Source organism: Cognatiyoonia sp. IB215182, from assembly GCF_033963905.1.
Classification (GTDB): domain Bacteria; phylum Pseudomonadota; class Alphaproteobacteria; order Rhodobacterales; family Rhodobacteraceae; genus Yoonia.
In genome coordinates, this window is sequence record NZ_JAXBMB010000006.1 from 352,715 (window position 1) to 374,053 (window position 21,339).

Consider the following 21,339-nt stretch of genomic DNA (forward strand, 5'->3'; position numbering starts at 1 on the left):
TCTAGTTTTCTTCGTCTTCATCCGCCCCTTGATCCGCGATCCAGGCCACACTCACAACGGTTTCACCAGCGCCAGTGTCGAACACTTTGACGCCGCCTGCGCCGCGCGAACGGAACGAAATGCCGTCAATGGGAACGCGAATGGACTGGCCTGTTGAGGTCACAAGCATGATCTGGTCCGACATCTCTACCGGGAAGGAGGTGACCAATGGGCCGCCCCGCATCGCCTTGTCCATGGCTGCGACGCCCATGCCACCGCGCCCACGGACGGGGTAATCATGGCTGGAGCTTAGCTTGCCAGAGCCCTTGGCGGTGATCGTCAGGATCAGGTTTTCCGCCGCCGACATCTCGGCATAGCGTTCCTGGCTGATCTGGCCCGGTGCGGCCTCTTCGTCCTCATTCTCTGCATCGTCGGTCAAACCCGCCATGGCGCGGCGCATTTTCAGATAGGCGGCACGCTCCGCCGGATCAGCCTCAAAGTGTCGGATGATGGACATTGAGACGACCTTGTCTTCACCTTGCAGCCTGATGCCGCGCACACCGACAGAGCTGCGTGAATTGAAGATGCGCACGTCCGTGGCGGGGAAGCGGATTGCACGGCCTGAATCGGTGACCAGCATCACGTCATCATCGTTCGAAGCGATGCGCGCGTTGATCAGTGTCGTCTCCGCGTGTTCATCCTCAAACTTCATGGCAATCTTGCCGTTGCGCATGACATTTGTGAAGTCCGACAATTTGTTACGGCGCACAGTTCCTGCAGAGGTGGCAAACACGACTTGCAGATCATCCCATTCTTCCTCGGGCCGGTCGACCGGCATGATGGCTGCAATCGAGACACCTTGCGGGATCGGCAAGATGTTCACGATTGCCTTGCCTTTCGCCGTCCGATTGCCCAGCGGCAGGCGCCAGGTTTTCAGCTTGTAGACCATCCCGTCAGTCGTGAAGAACAGAAGCTGCGTATGGGTATTGGCCACGAAGAGGGTCGTGACGACGTCCTCTTCCTTCGTCTGCATTGACGACAGGCCTTTGCCCCCACGCCGTTGCGCGCGGAAATCGGTCAGGGCGGTGCGCTTGATATAGCCGCCGGATGTCACGGTCACGACCATATCCTCGCGCTCGATCAGGTCCTCGTCTTCCATGTCGCCGGACCAATCGACGATTTCGGTGCGACGTGGAACGGCGAAAAGGTCACGCACTTCGGTCAGCTCATCGCGGATGATCTGCATGATCCGCTCACGTGAGCCGAGGATTTCAAGATATTCACGGATCTTGCGTGCCAGTTCCTGCAGTTCATCCGTGACTTCCTGAACGCCAATCTGGGTCAAGCGCTGTAGGCGCAACTCTAGAATGGCGCGGGCCTGTGTCTCAGAGAGGTTGTAGGTGCCGTCCTCATTCGCGGTATGGGTCGGATCATCGATCAGCGCGATGTATTCAAGGATGCTTTCCGCGGGCCAGCGCCGCGTCATCAGCTTTTCACGGGCGGTCGCGGCATCGGCAGAGGCGCGGATGGTCGCGACAACCTCGTCAATATTGGTCACAGCCACGGCGAGGCCGCAAAGGATGTGCGCCCGCTCGCGGGCCTTGCGCAGCTCAAAGGCAGTTCGACGGGCGACAACGTCCTCGCGGAAATCGACAAAGGAGGTCAGAAATCCGCGCAGCGTCAGCATCTCAGGCTTGCCGCCGTTGAGCGCCAGCATGTTGCAGCCAAAGCTGGTTTGCATCGGCGTGAAACGGAAGAGCTGGTTCAGCACGACCTCTGCCGTGGCATCGCGCTTCAGTTCGATCACGACACGCACGCCATTGCGGTCGGATTCGTCCTGCACATGGGCGATGCCTTCGATCCGCTTGTCGCGCGCGGCCTCGGCGATGCGGTCGATCATCGTGGCCTTGTTCACCTGATAGGGGATTTCCTCGATGATGATGGCAAAGCGGTCCTTGCGGATCTCCTCAACCTTCGTCTTGGCACGGATGATGACAGACCCGCGTCCCTCCAAATAGGCTTTGCGCGCGCCGGAGCGGCCCAGAATGATCCCGCCGGTGGGGAAATCGGGGGCGGGGATATGCTCGATCAATTGTTCAGTCGAAAGGTCCGGATCGTCGATCAGCGCGAGCGTGGCATCAACCACTTCGCCTAAGTTATGCGGCGGGATATTGGTGGCCATGCCCACGGCAATACCACCAGCCCCATTGACGAGCATGTTGGGAAAGCGCGACGGCAGAACAGTGGGTTCCTGCTCCTTGCCGTCGTAATTGTCCATGAAGTCGACCGTGTCCTTGGGCAGGTCTTCGGTCATGTATTGCGCGACCTTGGCGAGGCGGCTCTCGGTGTAGCGCATGGCGGCTGCACCATCGCCGTCCATAGAGCCGAAATTGCCCTGGCCATCGATCAGCATCAGCGACATGGAGAAATCCTGCGCCATCCGCACAAGCGCGTCATAGATCGCGGAATCACCATGCGGGTGATATGAACCCATCACGTCGCCGACCGATTTTGCAGACTTCCGATAAGCCTTGTCGGCCGTAATGCCTTTCTCATACATCGAATAAATGATGCGCCGGTGCACAGGTTTTAGGCCATCGCGCAAATCAGGAATTGCCCGCGAAACGATCACGCTCATGGCGTAATCGAGGTAGCTGGTCTTCAATTCGTGTTCGATCGTGACCGCCGGCCCGTGATATGCGGGGCGCTCTGGCGGCATTTCATCTTCGTTTTCAGGTGTTTCCGGAGTGTCGTTCACGTAGGCCGCCTGTTGCTGCTTATTGTGCTATATTTCGTTGCAAAGATGATATCAGACACTTGATATGGGGCGCAATGCCACATCGGCAACGCTGTTAGCAGCCACCGAAGATCAGTGATAGCATATTGTTTTTGTTGACTTATTTTTGCTCTTCGAAATCATTTTCTTACAAGATCAAGAAAAGGAGCAGTTATGCAGTCAGAGACAGAGTTGATGATGAAAGGGTACGGCCTGACGACGGCTGAGATGTTTTATCACATGCCGGACCATCCCCATGTACTGAATACGTTTGTCTGGCAGGATTATGATCTAGCCCCCGATCACGATAAGCTGTTGAAGTTTATCAGCTTTTGGCAAGAGGAACTGGACGGCCCTCTGCATTCGGTGCGGTTTGTGCATCGCAAGTTGATCAGCGCGGGTGAATGGCGGCATGTAACCGGCGAATTTCACTACCACTAACGGTTTCCCCGTTTACGTACTCGGCCGAGTTGCTGCGCATTCTGTCTGTGGTGGCAACGTGGAAAGAGCCAGTTTTCTGGATGCGAAGGAACACCCCAATAGTAGCTAAGTTGATGTTACCGCTTGATCGACCAAGTCATCGCAGTCTCGTAGCCAGCGGACTCCAGTACCTCGATCTTCGACCGCCATCCCGCAGGACAAACGACAAAGGCGGTTCCTATGCCACGGTTGGTGAAAGCAGCTTCGCCTCCGCGCAGTAGCGTCATCGCACCTTCGCCGCTTTGGTCAAGAGCCGCCGAGTTGGCCAGATCTGGGTGGTAGTAGTCGTCAATCACACCCGTCCCTGTGATGTCGTGGGCAGGCGGAAAGTGTAGCCGAGAGGCGGGTTGCGCGATGACGTATCCGTCAACATCACCTTTTGGACCCAGAACCATCATGTCGCGATCCCGAAGTGTGAGGCTCCGCATCATCCACGCTGAGAACCGCGGATCAGCTTCAGGATGGGGTTCCCAGAAGGGATCAATGTCGAAAAGAACCTGCCGATTTTCGGCACTACGCGCAACAATGCCTGGCACATCGTCTTCTGTTGCGTAACTGACATCGGATGGCATTCCTTGGTCGCTTAGGTCACTCCGCGAAAGATAGAGCGTGATTGCTTCATACCCCGTCGCTTCAAACTCGCGCCGCCAATCCTCACCTGTGACGAAGGATGCCAGTATGATCCGTGCACCTGCCTCGTGCAGAGTTCTTTCTGCTGCCGAAAGCAAAGAATTGACTGTCCCAACCGCCGCCTCTGGCGAGACGAACGAGTCAGGCAGAATAAGACCCGGTTCACCACCATACTTCCCTGAATAGATGGGCGGCACAGGCAGCATCATCGAGTGGACAACGCCGGTGATACGACCCGCGTCATGTGCTACATGCCAAAACTGACGGAAGGGTTGCTGGTCTGCTGTGATCGCAAAGGTTAGCGCGTTTTCGATCTGCGCGGGTGCATCGTCGGCCATCTTCCAGAGGATCATATCCTTTGCTTGGCGTTCCTTTGCATCGAGCATGAGGAGTTCGACCAAGTGAGGTATGTCATCGGGTGTCGCTGGCCGGATGTTCTGGGTCATCGCTCAACCTCTGCCGTCATGTGCTGCCTAAAGATTTCCCACCTCTATCGACCACCTGCACTAAATTGACAAAGCAGGATAATTTCACCAGCGTTAAGAAAATCTATCGCCTTTGGGGCGTCGAATGAAGAATGTGAATCTGAACGCGCTGCGGGTCTTCTCTGTCGTCGCGTCGCATGGGAACCTGCAACGCGCGGCTGAAGAACTGAACCTCTCGCGTGGTGCAGTCTCTCAACGGATCAAACAGCTCGAAATTGAGCTTGGGGTGGTTCTTCTCGTGCGGGGTGCTCGCGGCGTTTCGCTTACTCTGGAAGGTGAGCGCTGCCATGCAGCCATGAAAGAAGCCCTTGCGATCCTCGACACCGCGTTGGTGAGCGTCGATGATGGAGGTGATCGCATCACGCTGCATCTTGGTTCGTCCACAGCAACAAAATGGCTCATGCCACGTATGGACGCTTTCGCGACCAGGTTCCCGAATGTCTCCCTGACCACGCAGGTTCACGAGCAGGTTCTGGCGCGCAGTCTAGGCCGGAATGAGATCGCAATCTGGCCTGGCAAAGCACATGATACAAATGCAGCTCACGTATCGCGCCGCCTAGCCGATATTCGCCTTGTTGCCGTGTGCAGTCCTGAATTCTTGCGACCGGATTGGCCAGTAGGACTGGAGACTTTGCTCACGTTTCCGCTGCTTCAGGACGCGCACCGGCGTTGGGAAAAGCTGATCCAAGCAACAGGGTATGGAGACGCGCACAAGCTGCTCAATTTCGACCGAGCCGCTCTTGCGCTCGATGCTGCCGCTGGAGGCCACGGTGTTGCCATCGCACCAACCTACATGGTGGAGCATGATCTCAGGGCAAAGAAGCTGGTGGAGATTTGGGTCGATCCCAACCCCTCTGGTGATGGGCTGTACATCTCATGGGCCAAGGACCATTTGCGCCAGACGCGCATCAAGCGGATTGTTGACTGGATCGCATCTGAGTTCGCGTAAGAGGCTGACCTTCGACTTGCGATTACGAACGGCAGGTCCTTTCGCAAACCGACATCAGACCTCGCGAGAAACGTTCCCTGAGATATCAGTACTGGCCGGCCTGCGGCACGGGGATCAACGGGATGTCGGCTCCCCCGGTATTGGTGCATGCAGCGAGGATGATGCAGAGTGCTGACAGGCAAAGCAGGCCTTTGAACATGGTCGGTCTTTCGTTTGTCCTTCGTCGGCGCAATGTAGCGACGTGGCCCGCCTTGGGAACCCCAATTTGCGCGATCGGCGATAAGTTGCAGCGACGTTAACCGGCGCGTTTGACCATTCCAAACAGATCGCGTGGGTCGTCCGGGTCGGCGATTAGGTCGAAGTCGATGTAGAAGGGCGTGTCCTTGATCTTGTCATGGACGTAGCGGAGGGCACTGAAATCCTCGATGGCGAAACCCACGCCATCGAAAAGCGTGATTACGGCGCTGTCTGTGCGCCCCTGGGCGGCGCCGGTGATCACTTCCCAAAGTTCGGTGACCGGATGGTCGGGGGCCATCTGCTGGATCTCGCCTTCGATGCGGGTCTGAGGGGTGTATTCGGTGAAAACCGATGAACGGGCGACGATGTCGCGGTGGAGTTCCGTTTTGCCGGGGCAGTCGCCGCCGATGGCGTTGATATGGACCCCGCTGCCCACCATGTTGTCGGTCAGGATCGTCTGCATGTCCTTGTCGGCGGTGGCCGTCGTGATGATCCCGGCGCCTTCGATGGCATCTTCGGGCGTGGGACAGTGGATGAGGGTCAGGCCCGCAGCTTCAAGGTTCGTCATGCATTTTTCGGTGGCTGCGGGGTCGATGTCGTAAAGGCGGATTGTGTCGACGCCGTTGACCGCCTTTTGCGCGATGCATTGGAATTCAGATTGCGCACCATTGCCGATCATCGCCATGACCTTGGCATCTGAATTGGCGAGGTGCTTGGTGGCGACGGCCGACATGGCGGCGGTGCGCAGGGCGGTCAGGACCGTCATTTCGGAGAAGAGGATCGGGTAGCCGGTATCGACCTCGGATAGCACGCCGAAGGCGGTGACGGTTTGCAGGCCCTCCTTCATGTTCTTGGGGTGGCCGTTCACGTATTTGAACCCGTAAAGCGTGCCGTCGGATGTGGGCATCAGTTCGATGACGCCGACATCGGAATGCGACCCGACGCGGGGTGTTTTGTCGAACAGTTCCCAGCGGGCGAAGTCCACTTCGATCTCATGGGCGAGGTCGGCCATGAAATGTTCCATCCCAATGTGATGGACGAGGCGCATCATGTTGTCGACGCTGACAAATGGCACCATGGCCAGTTCGGAGGCTTTGAGGCTCATAGCTTGCTCCGCGTCGGGCGGTCGAATACGCGGCGGCCCATGAGCGATGCGGTGAGGTCGACCATCAGATTTGCGGTTTTGCCGCGATCGTCGAGGAACGGGTTGAGTTCGACAAGGTCGAGCGAGGTGACGAGGCCGCTATCCGACAGCATCTCCATCACCAGATGCCCTTCACGGACGGTTGCTCCGCCAGGAACGGTCGTACCAACGGCGGGGGCAATCGACGGGTCAAGGAAGTCGACGTCGAGCGAGACGTGCAGCATCCCGTTCACGTCGTCGACTTTTTCGAGGAATGTCTGCAGCGGGGCGCTGATCCCTTCCTCGTCAATCCGGCGCATGTCCACGAGCGTCACGTCGCCGCCCGCCAGGACCTGGCGCTCTGCCTCATCCACGGAGCGCAGGCCGATCATGCAGATATTGGCAGGGTCAACGCGTGCGGGCAGGGGCGGGTAGGCGTCAAAACCGGCGCGGCCGGTGACATAGCCCACAGGTGTGCCGTGCAGGTTGCCGGTATCGGTCGTCTCCGGTGTGTGGATGTCGCTATGGGCATCCAGCCAGAGTGCGAAGAAGGGGCGGTTTTCGCGGGCGGCATGGGCGGCCATGCCCGCAACGCTGCCCGCCGCGAGCGCGTGGTCGCCGCCCATGAAGATGGGGAGGCCCTTTGGGGCGGCATTCAGTGCCGCGTCAATCAGCGTATGGGTCCAGCCTACATTCTCCGCAAGGGCATAGACCTGGGAGTTCGGTGGCTTCGGGACTTCGACCGGTTTTGGCGCGAGATTGCCGATGTCTTCGACCGTGTGGCCGAGGGCGGTGAGGGCTTCGGCGATACCCGCCGTGCGATAGGCGTCGGGACCCATCAGACAGCCACGGCGACGCTTGCCGCAATCGACGGGCGCGCCGATGAGGATGCAGTGTTTTTGTGTCATGGCGCGAGTTTTGCGCAAATCTGCGGGTGGGATAAGCGGCCAAATTGTGCAAAATGGGGTCAGATTATGCGTTGTGAGCAGTGCAAATGGACGAATTGGATAGCCGCCTGATTGCGGTGTTGAAGCTAAATGCGCGGGCGGCCTTGTCCGATTTGGCGGCGGAACTGGGGGTGACCCGCAGCACCGTGCGCACCCGCCTTGATCGGCTGATGGCAAGCGGAGAGATTGCGGGGTTCACGGTGTTGACCCGGTCCGATGTGCGGCCCGACGCGGTGCGCGGATTGATGATGCTGGATATTGCCGGGCGGGCGGCGGAACGGGCGATGAAGCGTCTCACCACGATCCCGCAGGTGCGTGCGGTGCATTCCACCAATGGCACCTGGGATCTGATCGCGGAGATTGGCGCGCAGACGCTGGAGGAGTTTGATCAGGTGCTCTTTGCGATCCGCCGCCTGGAAGGTGTCACGCGGTCCGAGACGAGCCTGCTCTTGTCGACCCGACGCTGAGGCGCGCGGCGACGATCCAAACGACCACTAGCGCGAAGGAGGCAAGCGCATTCCAGCTCGCCATCGACAGCGTCAGTAACTCCCACGAGACCTGATCGCACATGACGACCTGTGGCCCCTCGATCGCCAGAAGATCAGAACCGCTCAAGCCATCCAGCGCGCCACCGCCAGAGCAACTCGCCGGGCCTTCCCACCAGTCTCGCTCGACCCCTGTGTGATAGACCCCGATGCCGCCGGTCGCGGCGGCGGCAATTGCACCGCATCCGGCCAACCAAGGACCGGGAACCTTCAGGGCCAGGACGCCAATCACAATCGCTGCAGCATGGGGCCAACGCTGCCACAGACACATCGCACACGGTGGATATCCGAGAAACTGGAACAGGTAGGCCCCGGCAAGCAAACCCGCCGACCCACCGGCTGCGAGCATGATCATCAAGTTGCGGGTCATACCAATCCTATCAACGCAAAACCGCCAATCAGCAGAATACAGAACAAGATGAACATAAGCCCCAAACGCTTTTCGATGAAATCACGAATGGGTTCCCCGTATTTCCATAACAACGCTGCGACGATGAAGAAACGCAGGGCGCGGGCGAAGATCGAGGATGCGATGAAGACGGGCAGGGAGAGGCCCGTGACGCCAGATGCGATGGTGATCACCTTGAAGGGCAGGAAGGTCACGCCCGCCACAACCACAGCCCACGCGCCATATTCGTTAAAAGTGGCGGACATCTCATCAAAGCTGGCATCCTTGCCGTAGAACTCCAGGATTGGACGTCCGAAGCTCTCCATCATTGCAAATCCGATGTAGTACCCGAAAAGCCCGCCTGCGACCGAGGCGATGGTGGCCACCGTTGCGATCAAAAAGGCGCGGGACGGTCGGGCGATGATCATCGGGATCATCAGCACATCGGGTGGAATTGGGAAGAACGAGGATTCAATGAACGAGATGAAAGCCAGCGCCCACAGCGCATGGGGCGTCTGCGCCAGGGAAATCGTCCAATCATACAGCTGACGCAACATCGCAGGCTGCCCTTTTACCGTGTCCGGCGTCTTAGGCCATGAGGGATATGGGCCGTCAAGCATTTGCACGCATAACCTGACAGGAGCGACAGAGACGTTGCATGTGCGGCGCGTTTTTCAGCCGCGCAAAATGCAATTGGCCAATTGACGCGCCTCATGCGCCCCTTTAGGAGAGGCGCACTGGCCGATGTGGCGGAATGGTAGACGCAGGGGATTCAAAATCCCCCGATGGTAACATCGTGAGAGTTCGAGTCTCTCCATCGGCACCACAATATATTGTTTTCATTGGGAAAAATTGGATCAGGCTCCATGCGCCACCAAGTTTTCTCCAACTGCTCTACGTACTTTACGACGTCATCCGTGCGGGTCCAGGGCAAGTAACTTGACTGTCTTGGCCCATTCCGTACCGTGTCGACGTGTTCGCACTGCGGTGATCTGGTGCCCCGTTTTTAAAACAACCCAGCAGTGCCGAAATAGCGGAAGACAATGATCTTACTGAATAGACTTGCCGGAGCCCTCGCATTCGCCTCGATGGCTCAATTGGTGGAAGCGCAAGCCACTCAAACTTCCGTGATGGAGGTGCCACCACGTTTCATCGCCAGTGCCTATGCTGCTGTTCATGATGGGTTTGACCCTACAGAGTATATGGATGCCATCAGCAGAACTGACTTTGGGGCATTGCGTGAGCTCGTGGCGCCAGAGGATTGGCCCATCATATATGACTACGCGACGTTCCGAGGTCAGCTTCCAATTCGTCAGCGGATCTACAGACTTTCAGCTGAGGATCCGGACTACATCGGTGCTGATCCGAACAGAATCGACATGCTTACGCTTTTTGGAAATCCGGACCTTGCGCTGCAGCGTTGGGGCATGGTTGATGAAAGCAGTGCTTTGTCCGTTTTTGAGAACTCGCTTGTCAAACCAGGGCGGTCGCTGCTCGAAGACGACCTCATGGAGGTTGCGAGAGGAGCAACGGGTAACAGCCAAGACTTCTTCGTACGACGAGACCAAAGCAACGTGATCACTGCCCAATCGAGATATTTCATAGGCGATCGCTGGCGCGAGTCGACGAATGATCCGAACTACGTTCATTTTTCCAATGCCTATCTCGCGATGATCGATGCTGCAGCAAAAATGGTTCCGGAGAGTGCGACAATCGTAGAATTGTCCATACGCAGTTGGGGAAACCGCACTCCGTACCTGCTTCGGGTGTCATTTCCGCAGAGTGTTACCGATCCTTTGGACGCATATAGCCAGCCGTTAACGCCGCTGTTTGGCTTTGCAGTCGTCGATTGGCGAACCTCTGAGTCCGACTATGGCGCAACGCTGGCCATCAACCATTTTGATGCATGTGATGAAGCTTCCGAATTCGCCATAAATCTCAATGAGAGATGGGATGCGCGTCCGAGCGATAGCAGCAGACGTTATGGCTACGACCTGACTTGGCAAGAACCTTTCCAGACGCTGGAGATAGCAACTGGAGAAGCGAGTTATTGTAGCACGGTGGCTTCGACGAGGCCAGAGAGCTACCCGCTGACTACGGAAAGTCATTCTAGGTACTCACCTGAGAATTTTGTCTACCGGGCAGTGAACAAACTCCTGTTTGATGAGTTCACGCCGAGGGCCGGCAAGCACAGCCTATTTTCACTGCAGTGGTAGGCGGCACCTGCGGTGATTGGCACGGTTTGCAGATGAGTGGCGGATGAAATGGTGTCACTCTCGGTAAAAATAGGGAACAATCTTTCGTCTGTAGATTTCCGATCCATCTGGATTCTTCGAAATCTGCAGGTTGCTGGGAGGACCAGGTAGAGGAAGTTCAATGGCATGAACTGTATCTAGATAGCGCCCAACTGAACCCGTGACGATCAACGCAAAAAGACCTGTTATCGGCGTGCAATCGGACGCTATCCAACGAGCCAGACAAGGCGATTGGATGCGCGCTATCGGCACCAGCACCCTCACAAATCGCCTCATTTACGCTGCGTTTTGCAGCGTTAACGACGAAATCCTGCCTTCTTGTGACCATGTTGCAGCATTAGGCTTGCAAAAGTTAACGCGCAGCGGAAAAAGCAAGCAATTCAAGTGAATGATGGCTGCGATTAATTGGGCATTCACGTGGATCGTGTACGGTCGCCGATGGGCGCTAAAAGTGAATGAGTGATAAGGCCGAACAAGACTGGCCAGGCAGAGCAAGTATTCGATGGCAGGAACCAGCCGCAAATGACAATCCTGACGCTTGATTGGTCGACAACCGACATCGACGGCAGCAATACCGTGTCCGGTTCCGGCGCAAGTATTGACATAGATGTTGCGACGCCAACCAACGATGGGACGGCCTGGGCGTTGGGCACCATCGCGGGTGAGCAAGTTTTGGTCGCCTCGCAGGTGGATGAGCCGGTCACGCTGGATGTCGCTTTCGATGACCCGGTCGAGAATGTGCAGTTTGAGCTTCTGGATGTCGATGCAGGCACCTGGGACGATCAGATCACGGTCATCGCGCTTGATGCCAATGGCGATGCGGTGCCCGTCAGTTTTACCGATCTTGCATTTCATCACAGCGTTGCCGGAAACACGCTCAGTTCCGATGGCAATGTCTCGCCAGGGATCGAAGGGTCCGGTGCGCCTGACAGCGTGACTGTTACCATCCCTGGGCCGATTGTGAGCCTGCAGGTCATCTACGACAACGGTCCAGACGCGGCGCAATCGGGCGTCGTCGGGGTCTCTGACATTACCTTCAGCACCGTGGAACTCGACGGCTATGTCGAAGGCACTTCCGGCGCTGACACGATCAATACCGGCTATCAGGATGACCCGGATGGTGACCGTATCAACGCTAACGACGCAGTCTTGCCCGGCGAGGGCAGTAATGACGATATCGTCATCGCCGGTGGCGGAGACGATTTTGTTTCGTCGGGCGGTGGCGCGGATACCATCTTTGGTGGTGAGGGCGCGGATGACCTGCGCGGCGGCAATGGTGCTGACATCATCTATGGAGATGCGCCGGAGTTTGATGGCCCGCTCGACCTCGATCAACTGAGCGCGGGCGATATCGTCAATCAGCAGTTTATCACTGATGGCGTACGTATCTCCAGCGTGAACTCCGATAATCCGGTCATGATCTTTGATTCCGCCAATCCGACAGGCGGAGATACGGATCTTTCAGTACCGGGCGTGGGCAACATCCTGATCCTTTCGGAGGATGGTGACACTTCCGACCCTGACGACAACCTGACCGGCGGAACCTTTGTTTTCGAATTTGCGGGTCCCGCCACCGTCAATAGCCTTGATGTCATTGATACGTCGGGCGGCGGTGAAATCCGCCTTTACGATGAAGACGGCGCGCTGATCGCTGAGATTGACCTGCCCGTGGGCGGCGACAACACATTGCTGTCACAGGCGATCGACACATCCGGTGTCACGCGCATGGAAGTGGAGCTTTTCGGCACTGGCGCGCTGACCAATATCGACTACACGATCGTCAACGACGCGGTTGGCAACAATGACGATATCCGCGGCGGCAATGGGGCCGATACGCTGTTCGGCCAAGCTGGTGATGACACGATCCGTGGCGGCTCTGGCAATGACACCATCACAGGCGGCACCGGGGCCGATACGCTGTTCGGTAACGCTGGGTCTGACACATTCCTTGGTGGTACAGCCGGGGATGTGGTGGTCGGTGGCGAAGACGGTGACGGCAACGATATTGACGTCCTTGATCTGACGGGTTCCGGCGTCGATTTCATCACCTATGATCCGACCGATCCAGAAGCGGGGGTGGTCACCTTCACCGATGGATCGACGATGACGTTTTCGGAAATCGAAAACGTTATCCCCTGTTTTACACCCGGCACAATGATTGCGACTCCAAAAGGTGAACAACCGGCGGAAACGCTCAAAGCAGGTGACCGAGTACTGACCCGCGACAACGGGATTCAGTATATCACTTGGGCGGGCAAGAAAGAGCTGAAGCTGGATGATCTGAAACTCAGCCCAAACCTGCTTCCCATCATGATCCGCAAGGGCGCATTGGGGGACGATCTGCCAGACCGCGATATGATCGTGTCGCCCAATCATCGCGTGCTGATCGTCTCTGACATAGCCAAGCTTTACTTTGGAGAAAGCGAAGTGCTGATGACGGCAAAGCACATGACCAGGATGGAAGGGGTCGAGGTGATGAATGCGCCGCAAGCCACCTACATCCACTTCATGTGCCAAAACCACGAGATTGTTCTTTCGGACGGTGCTTGGACGGAAAGCTTTCAACCCGGGGACTATTCCCTGAAAGGCGTGGATACGGACCAACGCGAAGAGCTTTTCCTGCTGTTCCCAGAGCTTGCGACAAAAGAAGGGTTGCGCAACTACCGGGCAGCCAGGCGCACGGTCAAAAAGAAAGAGTCGCGGCTATTTTTTCGCAAGTGAGGCGCGCCAGGCGGCCCATTCCTCTGGCGTATCGAGATCAAGTCGGGCCCGGTCATCGTGAAAAGGGACAAGGCAGGTCTGCTCTCGCAGCGGTTTGACCAGTGTTTCGCCACCGCTATCACCGGCCAGTTTCGCAAATTCCGGGCGCAGTGATGCGTCGAAAATGATAGGATGTCCGGGCTTGCCGCCCGTCGTTGCCCCGCGCCAAATCAGGTGATCGGGTTGATCTTCTCGCGCCTTAAAGACCCGCTTCAGATCCTCCGTTTCCAGCGCGACCAGATCGCCCAGTAACATCATGAAAGCCGGGGCTGCGGGCAGTTTTGCGACAGCGCCCCGCATTGTGCCTGACATGCCTTCGGTCGCTTCGGGGATCGTGAGGCATGTGACATCTAAGTCAGAGAGCACAACGGCACGCGCGTGGCTGTCGGGGCCGAGGGCGATGTAGACCTGATAACCGGTGCGCAGGGCGCGCTGTGCCTGCAGCCGCAAAAGCGGTTCGCCCCGCACCTCTTCCAGCAATTTGTCCCCGCCGCGCATCCGGCTGGATGTGCCGGCGGCGAGGATCAGGATCGGGATCACCCGCGCATGGCCGTCATGTCGGGGTCGAAGAGGTGGGTCGTGACCCGTGTGGCCTTGCGGCGTTTGCCCATGATCTCAATCTCTGCCACCAGATCATCACTGGCATGTTTGCGGGGGACAAGCGCCATAGCTATGGATTTGTCGGCATGGTGCGAATAGCCGCCAGAGGTGCAGAAGCCCGCCACCTGATCGTTGATGAAGACCGGTTCATAGGCCACGACATCGGCATCATCCGCCTCGACCTCAAAACTCACCAGCGTGCGGGCAGGTGGATTGGCCCGCTCTTCCTCGGCCGCGGCGCGCCCGATGAAATCGGTGTTTTTCTTGAAGCTGATGAAACGGTCCATGCCCGTTTCGGCGGCTGTGTAATCGGGTGAAAATTCAGACAGCCATGAGCCGAAGAAGCGATCAAGCCGCAGAGACATCATCGCGCGCATCCCGAAAGGCGTGATGCCCATGGGCTGGCCCGCCTCCCACAGGGTCGCCCAAAGCTGGCGCTGGTCCATCGGGTCGCAGAAGATCTCAAACCCCAGATCGCCGGTATAGCTGACGCGCTGGACGATGCAGGCGACCTGACCAACGGTCATGCGGCGGACGTCGAGAAACTTCATGGAGGCGACGTCATCGCGCGTGCAGGCGGTCAGGAGATCGCGCGCTTTCGGTCCCGCGATCTGGAAACCGTTGCGTTTGTCCGAGATGTTTTCGACCACGCAATCATCCGCCGCGTTCTGGAGGAACCAGCGGTGATGGATTTCCTGCGCGCCATAGCTGGCGGTGAGCTGGAATTCGGTTTCAGAGAGACAGGAGACGGTAAAATCGCCCCAAAGCCGCCCCTTGGGTGACAGCATCGGGGTGAGCGACATGCGCCCCGGCTGCGGGATGCGGCCCGCCATGATCCGGTCAAGCCAGGCGCGGGCACTGGGACCGGTGACGCTGAATTTACCGAAATTCTGGACCTCGTTGATGCCGACACCGGCGCGGACCGCCTGCACCTCACGCCGTGTGGCGTTCCAGGCATCCGAGCGGCGGAAGGTTGGCGTTTCGTAAGTTGGGTCGCCCTCTTTGGCGAAGTAATTGGGCACTTCCAGCCCGAATTGATGGCCCCAGACGGCACCTAATCCCGTGAAGATATCATACATCGGTGTGGTCCGGTGGGGCCGGGCGGCCGGCAGTTCCTCGTTCGGATAGCTGACTGAGAAACGGGTCTGGTAGTTTTCGATCACCTTGGGCCGTGTGTAGCCGGGTGTGATCCATTTGCCATAGCGGGCGACGTCGAGGGCTGTCACGTCGCGTTCGCATTCGCCTTCGATCATCCATTGTGCCAGCATCAGCCCAACGCCGCCACCCTGGCTGAACCCGGCCATGACACCACAGGCGGACCAGTAGTTCTGCACACGGGGCACCGGGCCGACGAGCGGGTTGCCATCGGGCGCAAACGTAAACGGCCCATGGATCACGGATTTCACACCAGCGCTTTCGAGGACGGGGAAGCGGCGATAGGCGAACGCGATTGAGTCCTCGATCTTGTCATAGTCATCGGGCAGCAGCTCATGCCCGAAATCCCAAGGTGTCCCGTCCACTGCCCAAGGGCGGCAGGGCTTTTCATAAAACCCGATGCAAAGCCCGCGCCCCTCTTGCCGCAGGTAGCTTTCGCCGCCGGGGTCGATCACATGGGGGTGTTCGCTGTCGCGGTTGTAGATCTCGGGGATGTCATCGGTGACGAGGTACTGATGTTCCATCGGGTGCAGCGGCACATAGATGCCTGCCATCGCCGCCACTTCGCGGGCCCAGAGGCCACCGGCATTGACCACATGCTCCGCGTGGATCGTGCCCTTTTCGGTCACCACATCCCAGGTGCCATCGGGCCGCTGGTTGGTTTCGGTCACCTTGCAATGGGTCTCAATCGTGGCTCCGCCCATCCGTGCGGCCTTGGCATAAGCATGCGTAGTGCCGGAGGGATCAAGGTGCCCGTCAAGCGGGTCATAAAGCCCGCCGACAATGCCATCGAGATTGGTGATCGGGGCGAGTTTGCCGATCTCTTCCGGGCCGAGGATTTCGGTATCAAGGCCCATATAGCGATGCTTGGCCCGCTCAGCGACGAGCATGTCGAACCGGTCCTGATTGTCTGCCAGCGTCACGCCACCGGAATGGTGCAGGCCGCAGGACATGCCGGTGATCTCTTCAAGCTCCTTGTAGAGCTTGATCGTGTAGCCCTGCAAAGCGGCCATATTCGTGTCGCCGTTCAGCGTATGAAATCCGCCGGCCGCGTGCCAGGTTGAACCGGAGGTCAGATCCGACCGCTCAATCAGCATGACGTCGGACCAGCCAAGCTTGGTCAGATGATAAAGAACTGAGGCGCCGACGACGCCTCCGCCAATGACGGCAACACGGGTGGTGGTCTGCATGAAGTCTACTCCGGCTTGTTAGGCGCTAGCATGCCGCGCAGAGACCCATTTGCCGTGCCACCGTGCGACATCTGATGTCGCAAATGCACGCGGTGCAGGCGTCTTTAGGGAATGATCCGGGTGTATTTCGTGCCTTCCACTGTTGCGCCCAGCCGCAGCCCGGTTTGTCCAAAGACGACCGCGATCACTGGCGACAGTGATGTCGTTGTATCGGCCCGCAACATCTCACTTTGGTTATTTGCCGCATATTCGATATCGGCCCCCGCTACCCAGCCGGGGGATTGGCGGAACTCAAGCAAGGCTTCTGGCGTCATGAAAAACAGAACATGGCTGAATTGCTGTGCACCAATCTGCAGACCTGCGCTGCCGGAGGTGGCAGAGTAATAGTCGACCGTTGAGGGCCCGACACGCAAGGCACCCCGTCCGTAAGAGCCGCCCAAACCAAGGCCCACCTCGGTCACAAGCGGCATGACCAGAATGCCTGACGCGCGGTCTGCAAGATCACGTGTGCCGGGAAACTCCGAATACATGCCGTTGAGCGTGCTATCGACACGGGCATCAATTGTGGCCGCCCCGCTGCCGCCAATGCCGTTGCCGCATGCCGCAAGTGTAGATGCAGCAAGCGCACCAAGCGCGAAGCCGCGCCGTGAAAAGTTATCCATAATGTACCGCCTTATAGCCTGTCATGAAGACGTTTGCCGTCTTTTATGCGTGCAGTATAGGCCAACAAACTAAGGCTGTCACGCGGAAGGTTGGCCCGAATTCGCAGCTTTTGAAACTGCCCTAAAATACGCTCTTGCTAAATGCATAGTTACTCTGCTATGAATTCATCATATAGATGAGCGGCTATGATTTCTCATGCAGCACTCAAACGATACCCTGTTCAAGACCCTCGCCGATCCGACGCGTCGCGCGATCTTTGAACGGCTCTGCCGCGAAGGTGAGCAGACCGTCGGCGCTTTGACGACTTTTGCTCAAATCTCTCAACCAACGGTATCGCGGCATCTGGCCGTGCTGCGCGATGCGGGCCTTGTGCAGGATCGGCCAGACGGCCGGAAGACGCATTATCGCGCAGCCTATCAGGCTTTGAAACCCTTGGTCGATTGGACGGCAGAGATGACGGCGTTTTGGGATGGTCGATTTGATGATCTGGAAAATCTGTTGCGGCGGATGGATCAATGAAAGACCGCCGTGCCGTGATCATCGAGCGGGAATTGCCCTATCCACCGGACCGGGTTTGGCGCGCACTGACGCAGCCAGAATTACTTTCAGAATGGCTCATGAACTCAGATTTTGTGCCGGAACTTGGCGCCGCGTTTTCGTTTGATGCCGGTTGGGGCAGTATCGCATGCGAAGTGCGGGAAGTGACGCCCATGGCATCCTTGTCATACACTTGGACGGCCGCCGACGTTGATACGATTGTAACTTGGACGCTGGAACCAATTCCAAAAGGCACCCGTCTGCGGCTGGAGCAGGTCGGGTTCACCCAAGACCAAAAACAGGCCTATGCAGGAGCGACCGGCGGTTGGCGGCGCTTCATCGATAACCTGGCGGCTCTGCTGTCCCGGCAATTGGACTGAGGAACATCATGCATTTCAATCACTTGATAAGACAGACGCATCGCTGGCTTTCAGTCGCCTTTACCACAATCGTGGCCGGTCTGTTTCTGGCCTCCGCGCAAGGCGTGGAGACGGAATGGGTGTATTACCTTCCGCTACCGCCACTCGCGCTGATGACACTGAGCGGCCTTTATCTGTTCGCTCTCCCTTATCTGCGGCGGGGCAGACGTGGATCACGACAATGATGATTACCGAGATTGAGGACTACTTCACCAAAGGATGCGGCCGATGCACCCGGTTTGCCACTCCGGAATGCTCGACGAAACAATGGGCTGAGGGGTTGAATACCTTGCGTGCGCTCTGCCTTGAGGCGGGGCTGGAGGAGGTCGTGAAGTGGGGGCATCCCTGTTACATGCATGCCGGACGCAATATCGCGATCATCGGTGCCTTTCGCGGCGATTTCCGGTTGAGTTTCTTTGATGCGGCCTTGCTAAAGGATCCCGATGGCGTCTTGGAAAAGCAAGGGCCGAACACGCAGTATGCGGACATGATCCGCTTTACAGACAATGACCGGGTCGCGGCATTGGCGATCACGATCAGCGGCTATCTGGCTGAGGCGATGGGCTACGCAAGAGACGGCATACGACCGCCCAAGAATACGGATATGCCTGACTTGCCAGATGAGTTGATTGAGGCCCTGGATTGCGACACGGAACTGGCTGAGGCCTTTCACGCGCTCACGCCCGGGAGGCAAAAAAGCTATGTCATTAATCTGAACGGGGCCAAAAAGCCCGAAACGCGCATCGCGCGGATCACCAAATTCCGCGACAAGATCATCGCGGGCAAGGGCGCGATGGAACGCTAGCCGTTCAGTCTTCGCGCAGCGCTTGTAACATTGCTTCGACGATTTTTTGCCCCCCCTGTGACGAAGGCTCGATTGGAGACATTTCGGAAAAGTCTCCCTCTTCCGTGCACGCCAGGTCCAATCGGATCACTGGCACGTTTCGAGTCCTTGCCAGTTGCTGGATTAGCGAATTGAAGGCTCCGATAGCTGATGGCGCATAGTCTCGCATTTCCGGCTCAGTGAAGGGTATGCTCGTGTAAATCGTGCAGGCGCTTATCGGAAGACCGCGCGCCGAAACTTCATCAAGCATCCAGCCATAAGCAATCTCAAAATCAGCAAGTGGCGCCGCAATGAGGTCCTGCATTTTTGCCCCTTGTGCGACCTGCGCAAGAAGGTGACGGAATTTCATAAGATCGTTGCCGCCAATGCTCACGACTATGTCCGTGATGTGCGTTGGCACTCTTTCAAGCTGGTTGGGAATGTCCTCAATACAGTCACCATCGACAGCGACCTTGAAGGCAGACCATGTTGCTGGAATGGATCGACGCAGTTGCTCAATAACCCCCGGTTCGCCGGGAACATAGGCGTCATTATCAAAGATTGAATCACCCATCAGACAAATATGCTTCTCAGTCATTGCTTCTTCTCTGCGTTGCATTCGCGGTTTCGCCAGTCATTGGTCAATCGAACAACCTTTTTGACTTCTCTCGACGGCCGGTCAAAAAGTCATCTAAAAAGGGGGGCTGAACGTGATCTTTGCGGACCTCTATGGTCCAGTGCTAGCCGTTCAGTACCTTCGCGGCTTCGGGCGCGAAATATGTGAGTATGCCGTCACAACCTGCGCGCTTGAAGGCAAGCAGGCTTTCCATCATGACCTTTTCGCCATCGAGCCAGCCATTGGCGACCGCCGCCTGTAGCATCGCGTATTCGCCGCTGACCTGATAAGCGTAGGTTGGGACGCCAAAGGTATCTTTCACGCGCCTGCAGATATCTAGGTATGGCATGCCAGGTTTGACCATGATCATGTCGGCACCCTCGTTCAGGTCGCGTTCGACCAAGCGCAGCGCCTCGTCCGAGTTCCCGGGATCCATCTGATAAGTTTTTTTGTCGCCTGTTAGAGCGGTTGACGCGCCTACCGCATCGCGGAACGGGCCGTAAAAGGCCGAGGCATATTTGGCGGTGTAGCTGAGGATCGTGACGTTCTGATGCGCTTCGGCCTCGAGAGCATTGCGGATCGCACCGATCCGGCCATCCATCATGTCCGAAGGGCCAAGGATATCTGCGCCAGCCTCGGCCTGAGCCAGTGCCATTTTGACGAGGGCTTCCACAGTGCGGTCATTCACGATCTGACCGTCTTCGACAAAACCATCATGGCCATTGATGTTGTAGGGATCGAGCGCGATATCGGTCATCACGGCAATATACGGGGCGGCATCCTTGATCGCGCGGATCGCCTGATTGGTCAGGTTTTCGGGGTCCCAGGCCATTGCACAATCCTCGGTCCGTGCGTCCATCCCCGTGTAAGGAAAGATGCAGATAGCCGGGATGCCGAGGTTCTGCGCGTCAACTGCCGCTTTTGCGACGCGATCGACCGTGCGCCGCACCACACCCGGCATTGATGGCACCGGCGTTTCATCGTCGCGTCCTTCCATGACGAAGACCGGCCAGATCAGATCATCCACACTCAAGGTATGCTGACGCGACAACGCACGCAAAGCGGGGGTCGTGCGCATCCGCCGCAAGCGTGTTGCAGGGAAGGGGGCCAGGGTCGGTTTCATCTTATCGTCACCTTTTTGCGTCGGCTTCTTGCTGGCATGGATTTTGCAGCATCACAAGTCTGGGCAAGGCAGGTGCGGAACGTTAGTGTCCGCCAAATCCCGAGAACGACACGAGAAACACATTGCCCGTGACAGACTCCATCCTTGCGATCCTGGACCTGCATACCTTCTCCAACATCTGGTACTGGCTGGCGGTGGCGGTCACCTGGGCCGTGGTCAGCCATTGGGTTTTGGGCATTCCATTCGATCTGATTATCCGGGCGCGACGCTCTATGCCGGGGGCGGTTGATGATTTGCAAACACTCTTCGATTTTCACGTACGCCGTTTCATTATGATTGAGGACATGGCCGGTATTCCGATCATAGCGCTTTCGACATTTGTCCTGACCGGATTGGCGATGACCGGTTTTTACTACGAGGTTGAGATGGCGCAGGGTATTTTCCTGATCGGCTTTCCGCTCACCATCGTCGGCGCGATCTGTCAACATGCCTGCCGACGCTACCAGCAGCACCCGCCAGCACCCGAAGATCTCGTGAAAGAGTTGCTGCGCCTACGCATCATTATTCAGGTCGTGGCCATGATCGCGATCTTTTTCACGGCCATCTACGGGATGTATTACAACCTCTCGGTCCCAGATGATTTCCTGAATGGTTGACAC

At 57.5% G+C, this 21,339-nt stretch carries 22 protein-coding genes and 1 tRNA gene; 12 read left to right on the forward strand and 11 right to left on the reverse strand.

The annotated features are described in order from the left end of the window. Position 1: 1 nt before the first annotated feature. On the reverse strand, positions 2–2,737 hold the full coding sequence (gyrA, locus tag SLH47_RS14700; RefSeq protein ID WP_320240301.1) for a DNA gyrase subunit A: 2,736 nt from the start codon (positions 2,735–2,737) through the stop codon (positions 2–4). A gap of 192 nt (positions 2,738–2,929) precedes the next feature. Between gyrA and SLH47_RS14705 the strand changes: the two genes are divergently transcribed. Further along, on the forward strand, positions 2,930–3,196 hold the full coding sequence (locus SLH47_RS14705; protein WP_320240302.1) for an usg protein: 267 nt from the start codon (positions 2,930–2,932) through the stop codon (positions 3,194–3,196). A 116-nt stretch (positions 3,197–3,312) separates the two neighbouring features. Here the strand turns inward: SLH47_RS14705 and SLH47_RS14710 are convergent, their stop codons facing one another. Then, positions 3,313–4,311 (reverse strand): hypothetical protein, encoded by a 999-nt coding sequence (locus tag SLH47_RS14710; protein ID WP_320240303.1) that lies wholly within the window; start codon positions 4,309–4,311, stop codon positions 3,313–3,315. Between the two features lie 124 nt (positions 4,312–4,435). Here SLH47_RS14710 and SLH47_RS14715 point away from each other — a divergent pair, with 124 nt between their 5' ends. Continuing rightward, positions 4,436–5,299 carry a LysR family transcriptional regulator gene (locus SLH47_RS14715; RefSeq protein ID WP_320240304.1) on the forward strand — a complete coding sequence of 288 codons (864 nt, stop codon included), beginning with the start codon at positions 4,436–4,438 and terminating at the stop codon, positions 5,297–5,299. Between the two features lie 295 nt (positions 5,300–5,594). Here SLH47_RS14715 and SLH47_RS14720 read toward each other — a convergent pair whose 3' ends face one another. Both SLH47_RS14720 and rocF read right to left on the reverse strand, forming a co-directional pair. Beyond that, positions 5,595–6,641, reverse strand: coding sequence for an ornithine cyclodeaminase (locus SLH47_RS14720; RefSeq protein ID WP_320240305.1), 1,047 nt, complete (start codon positions 6,639–6,641; stop codon positions 5,595–5,597). Further along, complete coding sequence (gene rocF / locus SLH47_RS14725) at positions 6,638–7,567, reverse strand: arginase (RefSeq protein WP_320240306.1); 930 nt, start codon at positions 7,565–7,567, stop codon at positions 6,638–6,640. Before rocF ends, SLH47_RS14720 begins: the two co-directional genes overlap by 4 nt. An 86-nt stretch (positions 7,568–7,653) precedes the next feature. Here rocF and SLH47_RS14730 point away from each other — a divergent pair, with 86 nt between their 5' ends. Beyond that, the gene (locus SLH47_RS14730) at positions 7,654–8,073 is read left to right on the forward strand and encodes an Lrp/AsnC family transcriptional regulator (protein WP_320240307.1); all 420 of its coding nucleotides are present in this window, start codon (positions 7,654–7,656) and stop codon (positions 8,071–8,073) included. On the opposite strand, the gene SLH47_RS14735 is transcribed toward SLH47_RS14730, so the two are convergent. Together SLH47_RS14735 and SLH47_RS14740 are read right to left on the reverse strand one after the other, a co-directional pair. Beyond that, the gene (locus SLH47_RS14735; RefSeq protein ID WP_320240308.1) at positions 8,030–8,521 is read right to left on the reverse strand and encodes a disulfide bond formation protein B; all 492 of its coding nucleotides are present in this window, start codon (positions 8,519–8,521) and stop codon (positions 8,030–8,032) included. The two genes, SLH47_RS14730 and SLH47_RS14735, sit on opposite strands and share 44 nt — an antisense overlap. Continuing rightward, positions 8,518–9,096: a YqaA family protein gene (locus SLH47_RS14740; protein WP_320240309.1), complete on the reverse strand. Its 579-nt coding sequence runs from the start codon at positions 9,094–9,096 to the stop codon at positions 8,518–8,520. Before SLH47_RS14740 ends, SLH47_RS14735 begins: the two co-directional genes overlap by 4 nt. Before the next feature lie 183 nt (positions 9,097–9,279). On the opposite strand from SLH47_RS14740, the gene SLH47_RS14745 reads away from it, so the two are divergent. From SLH47_RS14745 to SLH47_RS14760, 4 genes are all read left to right on the forward strand, one after another. Beyond that, positions 9,280–9,365, forward strand: a tRNA-Leu gene (locus tag SLH47_RS14745). A gap of 217 nt (positions 9,366–9,582) precedes the next feature. Further along, complete coding sequence (locus SLH47_RS14750) at positions 9,583–10,755, forward strand: hypothetical protein (RefSeq protein ID WP_320240310.1); 1,173 nt, start codon at positions 9,583–9,585, stop codon at positions 10,753–10,755. Positions 10,756–10,954: 199 nt separating this feature from the next. Further along, positions 10,955–11,182, forward strand: coding sequence for a hypothetical protein (locus SLH47_RS14755; protein ID WP_320240311.1), 228 nt, complete (start codon positions 10,955–10,957; stop codon positions 11,180–11,182). Positions 11,183–11,316: 134 nt separating this feature from the next. Continuing rightward, positions 11,317–13,515: a Hint domain-containing protein gene (locus tag SLH47_RS14760; protein WP_320240312.1), complete on the forward strand. Its 2,199-nt coding sequence runs from the start codon at positions 11,317–11,319 to the stop codon at positions 13,513–13,515. Here the strand turns inward: SLH47_RS14760 and SLH47_RS14765 are convergent. The 3 genes from SLH47_RS14765 to SLH47_RS14775 all read right to left on the reverse strand — a co-directional run bounded on the left by SLH47_RS14765 (position 13,498) and on the right by SLH47_RS14775 (position 17,161). Next, positions 13,498–14,094 (reverse strand): nucleotidyltransferase family protein, encoded by a 597-nt coding sequence (locus SLH47_RS14765; protein WP_320240313.1) that lies wholly within the window; start codon positions 14,092–14,094, stop codon positions 13,498–13,500. The genes SLH47_RS14760 and SLH47_RS14765 overlap by 18 nt on opposite strands. Then, positions 14,091–16,499 carry an FAD-dependent oxidoreductase gene (locus tag SLH47_RS14770; protein WP_320240314.1) on the reverse strand — a complete coding sequence of 803 codons (2,409 nt, stop codon included), beginning with the start codon at positions 16,497–16,499 and terminating at the stop codon, positions 14,091–14,093. Before SLH47_RS14770 ends, SLH47_RS14765 begins: the two co-directional genes overlap by 4 nt. Positions 16,500–16,603: 104 nt before the next feature. Next, a complete protein-coding gene (locus SLH47_RS14775) occupies positions 16,604–17,161 on the reverse strand; it encodes a YSC84-related protein (RefSeq protein ID WP_320240315.1) in 558 nt (185 codons plus the stop codon). 196 nt (positions 17,162–17,357) lie between these two features. Here SLH47_RS14775 and SLH47_RS14780 point away from each other — a divergent pair, with 196 nt between their 5' ends. Genes SLH47_RS14780 through SLH47_RS14795 form a run of 4 tightly spaced genes read left to right on the forward strand, consistent with a single transcriptional unit; the run spans position 17,358 to position 18,923 of the window. Further along, on the forward strand, positions 17,358–17,681 hold the full coding sequence (locus tag SLH47_RS14780) for a metalloregulator ArsR/SmtB family transcription factor (RefSeq protein WP_320240316.1): 324 nt from the start codon (positions 17,358–17,360) through the stop codon (positions 17,679–17,681). Then, the gene (locus tag SLH47_RS14785; protein ID WP_320240317.1) at positions 17,678–18,079 is read left to right on the forward strand and encodes an SRPBCC domain-containing protein; all 402 of its coding nucleotides are present in this window, start codon (positions 17,678–17,680) and stop codon (positions 18,077–18,079) included. Before SLH47_RS14780 ends, SLH47_RS14785 begins: the two co-directional genes overlap by 4 nt. A gap of 8 nt (positions 18,080–18,087) precedes the next feature. Next, positions 18,088–18,303, forward strand: coding sequence for a hypothetical protein (locus tag SLH47_RS14790; RefSeq protein ID WP_320240318.1), 216 nt, complete (start codon positions 18,088–18,090; stop codon positions 18,301–18,303). Continuing rightward, a complete protein-coding gene (locus SLH47_RS14795) occupies positions 18,300–18,923 on the forward strand; it encodes a YdeI/OmpD-associated family protein (RefSeq protein WP_320240319.1) in 624 nt (207 codons plus the stop codon). The genes SLH47_RS14790 and SLH47_RS14795 overlap by 4 nt, the downstream gene beginning before the upstream one ends. A 4-nt stretch (positions 18,924–18,927) precedes the next feature. Here the strand turns inward: SLH47_RS14795 and SLH47_RS14800 are convergent, their stop codons facing one another. Together SLH47_RS14800 and hemB are read right to left on the reverse strand one after the other, a co-directional pair. Continuing rightward, on the reverse strand, positions 18,928–19,539 hold the full coding sequence (locus SLH47_RS14800; protein WP_320240320.1) for an SGNH/GDSL hydrolase family protein: 612 nt from the start codon (positions 19,537–19,539) through the stop codon (positions 18,928–18,930). 142 nt (positions 19,540–19,681) lie between these two features. After that, entirely contained in the window at positions 19,682–20,680 is a 999-nt protein-coding gene (gene hemB / locus SLH47_RS14805) for a porphobilinogen synthase (protein WP_320240321.1), read from the reverse strand. Positions 20,681–20,808: 128 nt separating this feature from the next. Between hemB and SLH47_RS14810 the strand changes: the two genes are divergently transcribed. Further along, positions 20,809–21,336 (forward strand): hypothetical protein, encoded by a 528-nt coding sequence (locus tag SLH47_RS14810; protein ID WP_413785650.1) that lies wholly within the window; start codon positions 20,809–20,811, stop codon positions 21,334–21,336. Positions 21,337–21,339 lie beyond the last annotated feature (3 nt).